The sequence below is a fragment of the Mesorhizobium waimense genome (genome assembly GCF_003601975.1).
Classification (GTDB): Bacteria; Pseudomonadota; Alphaproteobacteria; order Rhizobiales; family Rhizobiaceae; genus Mesorhizobium; species Mesorhizobium waimense.
Genome location: NZ_QZWZ01000005.1, coordinates 143,463 through 157,264 on the forward strand (window position 1 = coordinate 143,463; position 13,802 = coordinate 157,264).

Consider the following 13,802-nt stretch of genomic DNA (forward strand, 5'->3'; position numbering starts at 1 on the left):
TACAAACATTATACAATTTGTTGACTTCGCTCCCCTGACCGTGCAAATCTCCTGCCGTCGACGCGGTCGATGGACCGGTGGTCACGGGAATTTCAGGCAGGAGGTCTCGGTGAAAAGCGGGAAGAACGGTCTGTACGACGATCTGAAGCGTCAGATTCTGACGATGGAACTCGACCCCGATCAGGATCTGGACGAGGTGAGCCTGAGCGAGCGCTACGGCCTCTCTAGAACGCCTGTTCGGGAGATTTTTCGTCGGCTCGAGGGTGAAGGCTACATCGATATCCGCGCCAATCGCGGCGCGCGCGTCGTCCCCATGAACCATCAGACGCTCAGGCACTTCTTCCTGGTCGCGCCGATGATCTATGCCGCGATCGGCCGCCTTGCGGTGCAAAACTTCAAGCCCAAGCAGCTTGCAGACCTCACGGACACGCAGGAACGGTTCCGCACCGCAAGCGTCACCGGCGACGCACTCTCCATGGTCCTCGAGAACAATCGCTTCCACGAGATCATCGGCGAGATGTCGGGCAACGCCTACCTGCAGCCGAGCCTCGGACGCCTCCTGATCGACCACGCCCGGATCGGCCACACCTTCTTCCGGCCCCGCAACGAAGACATGCGCCGGCGTCTGCTGCTCGCCGTGGACCACCATGATGGCTTCATCGCTGCAATCGGCTCGCACGATGAGGACACGGTCGTCGACCTTGTTTTCGAACACTGGGAACTGTCGCGGGAGAACATGGAAATGTTCATCGCACCGCAAGGAATGAAGGCAGACGCGCTTGTCGAAACGCCTGCCGGATCGATGGAGAAATCGTCTTGAAGTTCGAAGGCATCTACACCCCGGCCATCACACCTCTCGGCCCAGACGGGCAGATAGATCGTGACGGCTTCGCGGCGGTGCTCGAGTCGCTCATCGAAGCCGGCGTGCACGGCATCATCGTTGGCGGATCGACGGGTGAATACTACGCCCAGAGCGCCCAGGAGCGCTTCGATCTCGCCGCCTATGCCAAGGAGGTGATTGGCACTCGGCTTCCGCTCATCATTGGGACGGGCGCCACCAGGACCGAAGACTCGGTCGAATACGCCAAGGCGGCGAAAGAGATCGGCGCCGACGCCATCCTCGTGTCGTCGCCTCCATACGCCTTGCCGACGGAGCGTGAGAACGCGATTCATGCGCTTACGGTCGACCGCGCGGCGAACCTTCCGATCATGCTCTACAACTACCCGGCCCGCATGGGGGTGACGATGAGAGAGGACTATTTCTCCCGCGTCGGCAAATCCCGGAACGTCGTGGCCATCAAGGAGAGCTCCGGCGAGATGAGCAATCTCCATTTGCTGGCGCGGAAGTTCCCCCACATCTCGCTCTCTTGCGGCTGGGACGACCAGGCGCTCGAATTCTTTGCATGGGGCGCCAGGAGCTGGGTCTGCGCCGGCTCCAATTTTCTCCCGCGCGAGCATGTCGCGCTCTACGAAGCCTGCGTGCTCGAAAGGAACTTCGACAAGGGCCGCGCCATCATGACCGCGATGCTGCCGCTCATGGATTTCCTCGAATGCGGGAAGTTCGTCCAGTCGATCAAACACGGCTGTGAGCTGATCGGCCTGAACGCAGGCCCGGTGCGGGCGCCGCTGCGTCCCCTCAATTCGGAAGAAAAGCGAACTCTCCAGACTGTCGTCGCCACTTTGAAGCGCACGGTCGCCCAGATCGCGTCGGGAGCAAACCATGCATGAACCTTTGACCGCTGCCGAATACAAGGCGATCGCCGCGAACATTCAATTGCCGACCAATGCCTTCATCGACGGGGCGTTCCGTCCGGCGAATTCTGGCAAGACATTCAAGACGACCAATCCGGCGACGGGCGACACACTTGCCGAGATCGCGGCGTGCGACGCTTCCGACGTCGATTTCGTCGTGGCCAAGGCCAGGCAAGCCTTCGACGACGGTCGCTGGCATCTCCGCTCGCCTGGCGAGCGCAAGGCAGTGCTGCTCAAATTCGCGAAGCTCTTGGAGCGCAACCGCCACGAACTTGCGGTCATGGAGAGCCTCGACAGCGGCAAGCCGGTGCGCGAATGCCAGACCGTGGATGTCCCGGATACGATCCACACGATCCGTTGGCATGCCGAATTGATCGACAAGCTCTATGACAACACGGCTCCCGTGGGCTCCAACGCGCTGACCATGGTCGTGCGCGAACCGGTCGGCGTCGTCGGCTGCGTCCTGCCGTGGAACTTTCCGCTGCTGATGCTGGCCTGGAAAATCGGCCCGGCGCTCGCCGCCGGATGCTCGGTGATCGTGAAGCCAGCCCAGGAAACGACGCTGACCACGCTTCGCGCCGCCGAGCTGGCGCATGAGGCCGGTATCCCGGCGGGCGTCTTCAACGTTGTTACCGGCGGCGGCAAGGAAGTCGGCGAACCGATCGGTATGCATATGGGCGTCGACATGGTGGCGTTCACCGGATCGACGCCGACGGGTCGGCGCTTCCTGCACTACGCAGCGGACTCCAACCTCAAGCGCGTCGTCCTCGAATGCGGCGGCAAGAACCCGGCGGTGGTCCTGGAGGATGCCGAAGACCTCGACCTCGTCGCCGAACAGGTGGTCAACGGCGCGTTCTGGAACATGGGCGAGAACTGCTCGGCCACGTCGCGACTCATCGTCCACGCCAAGATCAAGGACGAGCTGCTGCAGCGCATCGGCGCCTATATGCGGGAGTGGAAGACGGGCGATCCGCTCGACCCGGAAAATCGCATCGGCGCGCTCGTCAGCAAGAGCCATTTCGAGAAGGTGAAATCCTTCCTCGGCGACGTGAAGACCGAAAAGCTCTCCGTCGTCCATGGCGGCGGCACGCACAAGGGTATCTACATCGAGCCGACAGTCGTCGACGGTGTCACGCCTTCGAGCCGTCTCTTTCAGGAGGAGATTTTCGGACCGATCCTTTCGGTCACGACGTTCAACTCCCTTGCCGAGGCCGTGGCTCTCGCCAACGACACCAACTACGGGTTGACCGCGTCCGTCTACACCGGAAGCCTGCGCAAGGCGATCAAGCTTTCGCGCGAAATCCGCGCGGGCGTGGTGACCGTCAACTGCTTCGGCGAAGGCGACGCGACGACGCCGTTCGGCGGCTACAAGGAATCCGGTTTCGGCGGGCGCGACAAGTCGGTCTTCGCGCATGACAACTACTGCGAATTGAAGACGGTCTGGATCGACGTCTCGGATCGTTCGGTCGACGAGACCATCCGGTGAACAACGTCGTCGTCAAGCGTCTTCCGGTAGAAACCGGAACCTCGGGTTGGGAGGCGATCAGCAGACGCAGCTTCCCCGTCCGGACGCTCGACGGCACCGTTTCGGCCGACTGGCTGATCATCGGTGCGGGCTTCGCAGGGCTCTCCGCTGCGCGGCGGCTGTCTCAATTACGGCCTGGCGACAAGATCGTCGTGCTCGAAGCAAGCGAGGTGGGGAAAGGGACATCGGGCCGGAACTCCGGGTATATGATCGATGTCCCGCACAATCTCTCCTCAAGCGAATACTCCAGCGGAGACGCTGACGCCAGTCGATTGGAGATGGCGCAGAACCGCTCCGCAATCGCGTTCGCCATTCAGGTGGCCGCGGACTACGGAATGTCGCGCGAGACCTTCGATCCTGCAGGCAAGGTTAACGCCGCGGCGACGGCACGCGGGATGAAGCTGAACCTGAGCTTTGGCGAGTCGCTAAAAGCAGCAGGAGAGACGCATACCTTCCTGGATGCCGCTCAAATGCGTGAGATCACGGGATCCGGATATTATCTTGGCGGGTTGTACACGCCCGGCGCTGTATTGATTCAGCCTGCTGATTACATCCGCGGGTTCGCCGCTGGATTGTCGCACCAGATTGATGTCTTCGAACGCTCCCCCGTCACGTCTCTGAAACGCGAAACCGGAACCTGGAAGGCAGTTTCACCGCGAGGCACGGTAACAGCTCCAAAAGTGATCGTCGGAGTCAACGGCCATATCGATGATTTCGGCTACTACACAAGGCGGCTGATGCACATCTTCGCATATGCGTCGATGACAGCGCCCTTCCCTGCAGATGATTTCGGCCGGAAGGTTTCCGGGCAGGACCGATGGGCGCTGCTGCCTGCCGACGCCATGGGTGCCACCGTCCGCAAAATCACTTCTGCCGGTCAATCGCGCATCGCTATCCGAACGAAGTACACCTACGACACGGCAATCACTTTGAGTGACCGGCGGATGGCGAAAATGGCAGAAGAGCACCGACGCTCTCTCGACGCCAGATTTCCGGAGCTTGCAGGAATCCGCTTTGAGCATAGCTGGGCCGGGCGTCTTTGTCTCAGCCTCAATCATGTGCCCGCATTTGGCGAGATTGAAGAAGGGCTCTTTTCCGCCTGTTGTGAGAACGGTCTCGGCACAGTGAAGAGCACGCTTGCCGGCATGATGGCGGCCGAGTTGGCGACAGAGACGACGTCTCGACATCTGGAACAATACATGGATCACCCTGAGCCGTCCCGGCTTCCGCCTGAACCACTCGCATGGCTCGGCATCAACGCGGTGATCCGATTACAGGAATTGCGTGCAGGCCGCGAGGGATGAGCCCTCGCCGCGCAATATGAAGGCGGAGCCAACCGCGAAGTCTTCAAGTGAAAATGGGAACAAAAATAAGGAGTGAGTAAAATGAAGACGTTGTGGAAAGCGCTCTGCGCTGCCGCGATGGTCGGTATGACCATGCTGTCCGCTCACGCGGAAGAGAAGTCCATTACCGTGGGCACGATGTCCTGGGAGGACCTCACCCCCATCACCGGCATCACCAAAAAGGTGCTCGAAGACTCCGGCTACACCGTAAAGGTGGTGTCCTTCTCCGAATGGGGCATCGCCTACGCCGCGCTGAGCAAGGGCGACGTCCAGATCCTCGCCTCGCAGACCGACTACGTTGCCCAGGACTATTGGGACAAGAACAAGAACCGCCTCGAGAAGATCTCTCCGGTTTCGCATGGCCTGTTCCAGGGCGTGGCGGTGCCGAAATACGTGACGATCGACTCCATGGACCAGCTGAACGACAACGCCGACAAGTTCGGTGGCAAGATCGTCGGCATCGAGCCGGGATCCGGTCTGATGCGCGATACCGCAAACTCCGTGAAGACATACGATCTGAAACTGCAACTCGTGGAGGGCAGCACCGCGGCCATGACCGCAGCGCTCAAGTCGGCCGTCGACCGTAAGGAATGGATCGCCGTCACGATCTGGGAACCCTCCTGGATGATGCAGAAGTATGATGTGAAGTTCCTCAAGGATCCGAAGGCGGTCTTCCCTCCGCCGCAGAGCTACTACTGGATCGGCAAGAAGGGCTTTTCCGCCGACAATCCGCACGCACGCGAAGTCATCGCCAGCGTCTACGTCCCGCTTGCCGACATCACTGCGATCAACTCCGTCGTCAACGAGGGCAAGACCATGGACGAGGCCATCAAGGACTGGACCGACAGCCATGCCGACCTCCTGAAGCGCTGGGAGAACATCAAGGCCGAATAATTGTCGAAACGGCGGGCCGCCCAAGCTTGGCGGCCCGCCCCGGAACCACAAAACATGAAGGCCACCGCCAAGCCGGCCCATGGGGAACGCTATGAACGCTGCAATGAATGAACCAAGCGAAGTGCTGGTCGACTGCCAGTCCGTATGGAAGATTTTCGGTGGTCGCGCTCAGGCTGCCGTCAAGGCCATATCCGAACGTGGGCTATCCAAGAAGCAGGTGCTGCAGGAATTCGACTGCGTGGTGGGTGTCTCCGACGCCAGTCTCCAGGTCCGCCGCGGCGAGATATTCTGCATCATGGGCCTCTCCGGGAGCGGCAAGTCGACGCTGATCCGCCTCCTTAACCGCCTGATTGAACCGAGCCTCGGCAAGATCACGGTGAAAGGCAAGGAGATCGCCAGGCTGAATGCAGCGGAGCTGCGCGATATGCGCGCCCGCAACATCGGCATGGTGTTTCAGAGCGTGGCGCTTCTCCCCCACCGGACGGTTCTCGAGAATGCCGCTTTCGGTCTCGAGGCGCGGGGCGTTGCGAAAGACGAGCGCAACAGGACTGCCCGCGCAGCCCTCGAAAAAGTTGGCCTTGCCGACTGGACGTCGCGCTATCCCAACGAACTGTCCGGCGGCATGCAGCAGCGCGTTGGCCTCGCACGGGCCATAGCGGCAGATCCCGAAATCATCCTCATGGACGAGCCGTTCAGCGCCCTCGACCCGCTGATCCGCCGCCAATTGCAGGACGAATTCCGACAACTGACGAAGTCGCTCGGCAAGTCCGCCGTCTTCATCACCCACGACCTCGAGGAAGCCATCCGCATCGGCGACCGGATCGCCATCATGAAGGACGGCGTCATCGTCCAGGTCGGAACGGCCGAGGAGATCGTAACCAAACCCGCCGACGACTACGTCTCCGATTTCGTGGCGGGCATATCCAGGATCCATCTGGTCAAAGCGCACTCCGTGATGCGGCCCGTTGCCGAGTTCAAGAGCGCGCAGCCGCATAACGACGTGAACGCGCTGCTACGAACGTCGCCGGAGGCCGACATTGGCGAACTCATCGATCTGACCATGCAGTCGGATCGCGACGCGGTCGCGGTTGTCGAGGACGGCACCGTCGTCGGTGTCGTCACCATCCGTGGTCTGCTCCGCGGTGTCGCCGGCAAGCCTGCAGGGTAGTTCGGGAGGAGCAAATGGACATTTCAGTCATTACAGACACGTTCGATGCCTGGACGGATGCTGCGCTCGGTTGGATCAGCGACAATGGCGAATGGTTGTTCGAGTTTGTCCGGAGCGTGCTTGAAGGAACCTATGACGGCGTCCTGTGGCTTCTGCAGTTGGCACCGTTTTATGTGATCGCCATCATCGCAGCCCTGCTTGGATGGCGATTGATCAACGCTCTGTCCGGCGTCCTCGCGGGGCTTGCCATGGTTTTTTGCGCGGTGATGGGCCTCTGGACGGAAACCATGAGCACATTGGCCCTGGTGATCACCGCTACGATTCTGGCCCTTTTCGTCGGCATTCCCATCGGCATCGTGGCGGGCTTTGTCAGATCGTTCGACCGGTTTCTCGAGCCGGTGCTCGATCTGATCCAGACCCTGCCGCCTTACATCTATCTGCTTCCTGCAATCGCGCTGCTCGGCTACGGGCCCGCGACCGCGCTCATCGCCACCTTTATCGTCGCGATGCCGCCCGCTATCCGGCTCACCTCCCTTGGCATCCGCATGACACCGCTCGAATTCGTCGAGCTCGGCCAGGCAAGTGGTCTGACACCCTGGCAAATGTTCATCAAGATCAGGCTTCCCTTCGCCATCCCAAGCGTCATGGCGGGGATCAACCAGAGCCTGATGATGGCTTTCGGCATGGTCGTCATCGCCGGCATCGTCGGTTCGGGAGGTCTCGGAGAGACGATCTATTCGGCCGTGCGCACGCTCGACATCGCCACTTCAATCAACGCCGCGATCGCAATCGTCATCCTGACCATGGTGCTCGACAGGCTCACGCAGAGCGCGGCGCGCCGCGCCAAGGGAGGCGCATGATGGACCCTGATCTGCTCCAGTTTTCGCCGGGCGCCTACCTCGCCCCTGCCGTGGATTGGCTGAATAAGAACTTCCATCCGTTCTTCGATGCGGTCACCAAGCTGATCGAGGCGGTGCTGGGGGGCATCGAAGCCGTTCTCCTCTATCCGCCGCCCTACGCGACGATCGCCGTGGCAGCCCTCCTCGCCGCTTTCTTCGTCAGCGTTCGGGTCTCGGTGGTGACAGCCATTTCACTCGTGTTCTGCTTGCTGGCGGGGTTTTGGACCGCCTCGATGCAGACGCTGGCGCTGGTGACGGTGGCGGTGATCATTTCCGTGTCGATCGCCTTCCCGCTCGGCATCTTGGCATCACGGTACAAGAAATTCGAGGCCGGGATCCGGCCCGTGCTGGACATCATGCAGACCGTGCCGCCGTGGGTCTATCTCATCCCCGCCGTCATGATCTTCAGTCTCGGCCGTGTTCCGGCGATCATCGCGACGATCGTCTACGGCATACCTCCGATGCTGCGCCTGACCACCCTGGCCTTCAACCAGGTGCCGAAGGATCTTCTGGAACTCGGCCATGCGACCGGAACTTCGCCGCGGTCGATCCTGTTCAAGATCGAAATCCCCTCGGCCACACCGACACTCCTGGTCGGTCTCAACCAGTGCATCCTCCTGTCGCTGGCGATGGTCGTGCTGGCCGGCCTCGTCGGAGCAGGCGGTCTCGGAGCCGAGGTGACGCGGGGATTGACGCGGATGGAAATGGGTTTGGGCCTGCGGGCCGGACTGTCGATCGTTGCCGTCGCCATCCTCCTCGACAGGGTCTCCAGGGGCGTGCTGCAGCGCCGCCAGAGACCAGGCAAGGCCGCCTGACCGCAAAAGGGAAATACCATGCGCCGCAGCTTCTTCTGCATCGATGCCCACACCTGCGGCAATCCGGTCCGGCTGGTCGCGGGAGGCGGCCCCTTGCTGCCCCATATCCCGATCGCCGAGCGGCGCGACCTTGTTCGTACGCGACCATGATTGGATCCGTCAGGCATTGATGTTCGAACCACGCGGGCACGACATCATGTCGGGCGCGATCATCTATCCCGCGTACCGTCAGGACTGTGATTTCGCCGTGATCTTTATCGAAGTCAGCGGATGCCTGCCGATGTGCGGCGCCGGCACGATCGGCCTGGTGACGGCGGCCATCGAAGAAGGCCTCGTAACGCCCCGGGCTCCGGGCAGGCTGTCAATCGAGACTCCGGCCGGAAGGGTCGATATCCAGTACGAGAAACCGGGCGAGTTCGTGGACTCCGTCCGGATGTTCAATGTTGCCAGCTATCTGCATGCCGCGGACGTCGCTGTAGATGTCCCTGGTCTCGGCCGGCTCGTCGTCGACATCGCCTATGGCGGCAACTACTACGCCGTCGTCGAGCCGCAGGAGTCATGGCAGGGCCTGGACGGCCTATCGGCGAGCGACATCGTGGACCTCAGCCGCGCTCTCCGCGAAGCACTCGAGCACGTCTGCGATCCAGCCCATCCCGAGGACGAAAAAATACGCGGCGTGCACCATGCCATATGGTGCGACGCGCCCTTAAGCAGCAATGCCGACGGCCGCGGCGCGGTGTTCTATGGTGACAAGGCGATCGACCGTTCGCCCGGCGGCACGGGAACGTCGGCCCGCATGGCGCAACTCCATGGCAAGGGACGACTGAAGGTCGGCGACACCTTCCGCCAGGAAAGCCTGATCGGCACGGTGTTCGAGGGCCGCGTCGAGGCGGAGGCCGACATAGGTCCTTTCAAGGGCATCAAACCCAGTGTCGGCGGCTGGGCGCGGATCATCGGCCATAATACTATCTTCGTCGACGATCGCGATCCGTTGGCCCACGGCTTCCAGATCAAGTAGGCGAAGTCGAGCGTTTGGAGACATTGGGCGCGGGGGTGTGATCGGCGGAGTTGGATGGCAAGGAGTGGCGATCGACGGCACTGTTCTACGACGGTCGAGTCGTTCGTGGACCACAACGGGACGACAGTGGCTGGCATCATTGCGATGCGGGAAAACGGGTTCGACACTGCGATCGAAGCTGGTCTGGAAGCAGCGTTTCAGACGGCACTGGTGCCGGCGGCCAGATAGGCGGAGGGTTAGGCCATGAAAGCAGCCAATGAAGCTCCGGGGGGTGGCCGATTGAAGATCGGCTTTATCCTCGCTCGTTCCTTCACACTTTCCGCGTTCGCATTGTTCGTCGACACTCTCAGACTGGCGAGCGACGAGATCGACAGGTCTGGTAGGGTTTTGGCTGATTGGCAGGTGCTGGCAAGCACCAGGCACCTGATCACGTCGAGTTGTGGTGTGCAGGTCGCTCCGACATCGGATTTCGTGGATCCCAGGGAGTTGAACTACATCGTTGTCGTCGGCGGTCTGCTCAACAATGAGTTCCCGGTCGACAGCGAGACAGTCAGCTACCTGAAGAGAGCGGCCGCCTGCAAGGTTCCCTTGATCGGGGTTTGCACGGGAACGTTCATCCTGGCTGAGGCCGGCCTGATGAAATACCATCGGACCTGCGTCAGCTGGCTCCACTATCAGGCTTTCCGCCAGCGCTTCCCGGATCATGACGTCAGGGCGGACCGCTTGTTTAATCTTGACCAGGCCAGAGGTTCTTGTGCCGGAGGCAGCAGCGCGGCTGACATGGCCGCATCAATCGTCAGGCTTCACATCAGCAATAAGGCTGAGAGAAACGCCCTCGAAGTATTGCAGATCGAGAAGGCGCGCTCGCCCTCGGACATCCAGCCGCGCAGGCCCCCTTTCATAGAGTGCAAAAATCCCCGGCTCAAGGCGGCGCTCATCATCATGGAGAACCATGTCGACAACAAGCTCTCCATACCCAAGTTGGCGGCATCTGTCGGATTGTCCCGGAGGCAGCTCGAGCGCCTCTTCAGGGAAGAAACAAAGAACTCTCCGGCACTTGTTTACCTAAGAGTGCGTCTTGAGCGGGCGAAACGCCTCTTGATGCAGACCAAGGCTCCGATGATCGAGATTGCCATCGAGGTCGGATTTGAAAACGCCTCGCATTTCTCGAAGGTCTTCCACAAGACGTTCGGCCAACCGCCAAGCAAGTTCAGGTCAGAGATTTCAAACTGAGTTGCCGTGGCGAAAATCCAGGCTACCGCAACGCGTCTTGCAAGATCATCTCCGCCGCCTTCTCGGCAATCATGATGACCGGCGAATTGGTGTTGCCGGAAACGATGGTAGGCATGATCGAGGCGTCGGCGATGCGCAGGCCGGCAAGGCCATGGACACGTAAGCGGTCGTCGACCACGGCCATCCTGTCCGCCCCCATCTTGCACGTGCCGACCGGGTGAAAGATGGTCGTGGCGATGTCGCCCGCCTTGCGCACCAGATCATCGTGGCTTGAGAATTGCGGGCCTGGCAACATCTCTTCCGGCGAGAAGCGAGCAATGGCCTTCGCTTTCATCAGCCGCCGCGCATGCTCGATCGAGGCCACTGCAATGCTGCGGTCGCCCTTCGTCGAAAGATAGTTCGGACGGATCTTCGCGGGCTGGCGCGGGTCGTGCGTGGCCATATGCACGGTGCCCCTGCTCTCGGGGCGTAAATTGCAGATCGAGACCGTCACGGCCGGGAAACGATGCAACGGCTCGCCCAGTCGGTCGGTGCTGAGCGGCTGCACGTGATATTCGAGGTCGGGTGTTGAGAGCCGCGGATCGGAACGGGCGAAGATGCCGAGTTGGCTTGGCGCCATGGACAGCGGCCCGCTCCGCCACAGGGCATATTCGGCCCCCATCGCCGCGCGGCTGAAGAGATTGTGGTAGCGCTGGTTGAGGGTAACGGCGTTCTTGACCTTGAACACCATGCGTATCTGCAGATGGTCCTGCAGATTTTCGCCGACACCCGGCAAGGCATGCCGGACCTGGATGCCAAGCTGCGACAGGAGTTCTGCTTGTCCGACGCCGGAGAGTTCCAGGAGCCTCGGCGAATTGATGGCGCCGGCGGCCAGAATGGTTTCGTGGGCGCCGGCGAAATGCGGAGCGCCGCCTTGACGGAAGACGACGCCTGTGACGCGGCCGCCGTCGAACTCCAGCCGTTCTGTTTCGGCGCCGGTCAGGATACGAAGATTGGTGCGGCCCTTTATGCCACGCAGGAAGGCCTTGGAAGCGTTCCAGCGTACACCCTTCCTCTGATTGACCTCGAAATAGCCCGAGCCTTCGTTCGTGCCCTGGTTGAAGTCTTCAGTGCGCGCAATTGCGAGCTCTTCGGCAGCATCGCGAAAGGCGTCGAGGATCGGCCAGGACAGCCGTTGCCGCTCGACACGCCACTCGCCGCCGGCGCCATGCATCGCGCTGGCGCCACCGTGATAATCCTCCGACTTGCGGAAATAGGGCAGCACGTCGTCCCAGCCCCATCCGGCATTGCCGGCCTGCCGCCAGCCATCATAGTCGGCGGCCTGGCCGCGCATATAGATCATGCCGTTGATCGAGGAACAGCCGCCAAGCACCTTGCCGCGTGGATAGTTGAGACTGCGTCCGTTCAACCCCAGGTCCGGCTCAGTCTTCATCAGCCAGTCGGTGCGGGGGTTGCCCATGCAATAAAGATAGCCGATCGGGATATCGATCCAATGGTAGCGGTCGCTGCCGCCGGCTTCGAGCAGCAGGACTTTGTTTCGAGGGTCGGCGGAGAGCCGGTTGGCGAGCACGCAGCCCGCCGAACCGGCGCCGACGACGACAAAGTCGAACTCACCGAAATCAGATGGACGAACGACGGTCACTGGAGAGCCTGTCGACTGGCGATGCGTTCCCACATCGGGGCCATTGCCTGGTTGATCTCGCCATAGAGCTGGTAGCGCGCGGCATAGGCTGGGGCAACAGCAACATTCGGCGCATAGCGGCGCGCGGCCGAGGTCATCGCCATGGCACCGGCAGCGAAATCCGCGAAGACGCCGACGCCGGTACCCGCTGCAATCGCCGCCCCCAGCGCGCCGGTTTCGCGGCTCTTCGCGACGGTGACCGGCACGACAAGCACGTCGGCAAAAATTTGCGCCCAAACGTCGCTGCGTGAGCCGCCGCCGGATAACACCGCTTCATCGAACCGCGCGCCCGCTGCATAGAGCGTTTCGATATGACGTTTGTGTTCGAAGACAACGCCTTCGAACAGGGCACGCAGCATATGTGCCCGCGTGTGCCAGCCAGCCATGCCATAAAAGCCGGCGCGCGCCTGGCCGTTCTTCTGTGAACCGTAGAGGAAGGGGTGGTAGATCGGGATGTCGCCGGTCGGATCGACGGAAGCGACAAGATCGCTGCACAGTTCGAACGGCGACTTTCCTTCCGGTACATGGTCGAGGAATTCGCGCACGATCCATTCCAGATTGGTGGCCGAAGTAGCGCTGGATTCAATCGCCAGATAGCGCGTCGGGTCGAAGGTCGACAGCATGAAGATCGACGGCTCGCGGATCGGCTCGTCGGTGATGACCTGGTTGATGCTCCAGGTGCCGGCGATGATCGAAGCGGCACCCGTGCGGGTGACGCCGGACCCGATGGCGCTGGCCACGACGTCGAACAGGCCGGCCACGACGGGCGTGCCGGCGCGCAGGCCGGTGAGCGACGCGACATCGGTAGTGACATGCCCGGCAATCTCGGCCGATTCCAGGACCGGCGGCAGCAGGTCGGCGCAGTCGCCAAGGCCATAGGCCTCGAGCAAATCCTGCTCGTAGCGCCGTCCCGGCATCGACAACAAACCGCAACCGGACATATCGGTGGCATCCGTGGACCGCGCGCCAGTCAATCGGTTGACGATAAAATCCTTGCACAAGAATGCCGTGCCGATGCGGCCGAACAGCTCAGGCTCGAACCGCTTCAGCCAGGCGAGCAAGGTCGGCGTCTGCGCGGCCCAGGGTTTTTGCAGGCAAAATCGGTATGTGCGGTCGCCGACATTACTCTTCGCCCATTCGCCGACTATGCCGACGGCGCGGGTGTCGAGCGACTGGATGCCGATCAGCGGCGCGCCCGCCCGGTCGAGCGCATAAAGGCCGTTGCCGTGCCCGGCGCAGCCGATCGCGACGATGTCGCCGGCGTCGATGCCGGCTTCCGCGATGCAGCGGCCGATCACTGTGACGGCGTTGCGCCAGAGTTCGCCGAGATCGCGCTCGACATGGCCGGGCTTCGGCATCGACGAATGCCCGTCGAGCGCCGCGAGCGCCCGTTCGCGTCCCGTCATGTCGAAGATGATCGCCTTGATGACTGTATTGCCCGCATCAAGGCCCAGAATGTAACCGCTCATTGGCT

11 protein-coding genes and 1 pseudogene are annotated in these 13,802 nt (G+C 61.7%); 10 read left to right on the forward strand and 2 right to left on the reverse strand.

Annotated elements, in window-relative coordinates; translation table 11 throughout:
- The first annotated feature begins 163 nt into the window (after positions 1-163).
- From D3227_RS08760 to D3227_RS08805, 10 genes and pseudogenes are all read left to right on the forward strand, one after another.
- Entirely contained in the window at positions 164-820 is a 657-nt protein-coding gene (locus D3227_RS08760; RefSeq protein WP_245451711.1) for a GntR family transcriptional regulator, read from the forward strand.
- Positions 817-1,728, forward strand: a complete 912-nt coding sequence (locus tag D3227_RS08765; protein ID WP_120013729.1) for a dihydrodipicolinate synthase family protein — start codon at positions 817-819, stop codon at positions 1,726-1,728. Before D3227_RS08760 ends, D3227_RS08765 begins: the two co-directional genes overlap by 4 nt.
- Entirely contained in the window at positions 1,721-3,238 is a 1,518-nt protein-coding gene (locus tag D3227_RS08770; protein ID WP_120013730.1) for an aldehyde dehydrogenase, read from the forward strand. The genes D3227_RS08765 and D3227_RS08770 overlap by 8 nt, the downstream gene beginning before the upstream one ends.
- Complete coding sequence (locus tag D3227_RS08775) at positions 3,235-4,581, forward strand: NAD(P)/FAD-dependent oxidoreductase (RefSeq protein ID WP_120013731.1); 1,347 nt, start codon at positions 3,235-3,237, stop codon at positions 4,579-4,581. The genes D3227_RS08770 and D3227_RS08775 overlap by 4 nt, the downstream gene beginning before the upstream one ends.
- Positions 4,582-4,662: 81 nt before the next feature.
- A complete protein-coding gene (locus tag D3227_RS08780) occupies positions 4,663-5,514 on the forward strand; it encodes a glycine betaine ABC transporter substrate-binding protein (protein WP_120013732.1) in 852 nt (283 codons plus the stop codon).
- Positions 5,515-5,617: 103 nt separating this feature from the next.
- A complete protein-coding gene (locus tag D3227_RS08785; protein WP_425374488.1) occupies positions 5,618-6,682 on the forward strand; it encodes a quaternary amine ABC transporter ATP-binding protein in 1,065 nt (354 codons plus the stop codon).
- Positions 6,683-6,696: 14 nt separating this feature from the next.
- Positions 6,697-7,542 (forward strand): ABC transporter permease, encoded by an 846-nt coding sequence (locus tag D3227_RS08790; protein ID WP_120013734.1) that lies wholly within the window; start codon positions 6,697-6,699, stop codon positions 7,540-7,542.
- Entirely contained in the window at positions 7,542-8,396 is an 855-nt protein-coding gene (locus tag D3227_RS08795; protein WP_120013824.1) for an ABC transporter permease, read from the forward strand. Before D3227_RS08790 ends, D3227_RS08795 begins: the two co-directional genes overlap by 1 nt.
- A gap of 18 nt (positions 8,397-8,414) precedes the next feature.
- A pseudogene (locus D3227_RS08800) lies at positions 8,415-9,414 on the forward strand (4-hydroxyproline epimerase).
- A gap of 243 nt (positions 9,415-9,657) precedes the next feature.
- Positions 9,658-10,647: a GlxA family transcriptional regulator gene (locus tag D3227_RS08805; protein WP_120013735.1), complete on the forward strand. Its 990-nt coding sequence runs from the start codon at positions 9,658-9,660 to the stop codon at positions 10,645-10,647.
- Positions 10,648-10,669: 22 nt separating this feature from the next.
- Here the strand turns inward: D3227_RS08805 and D3227_RS08810 are convergent, their stop codons facing one another.
- Positions 10,670-12,289 carry a GMC family oxidoreductase gene (locus tag D3227_RS08810; protein WP_120013736.1) on the reverse strand — a complete coding sequence of 540 codons (1,620 nt, stop codon included), beginning with the start codon at positions 12,287-12,289 and terminating at the stop codon, positions 10,670-10,672.
- On the reverse strand, positions 12,286-13,797 hold the full coding sequence (locus D3227_RS08815) for an FGGY-family carbohydrate kinase (RefSeq protein WP_120013737.1): 1,512 nt from the start codon (positions 13,795-13,797) through the stop codon (positions 12,286-12,288). Before D3227_RS08815 ends, D3227_RS08810 begins: the two co-directional genes overlap by 4 nt.
- Between the last annotated feature and the right edge of the window lie 5 nt (positions 13,798-13,802).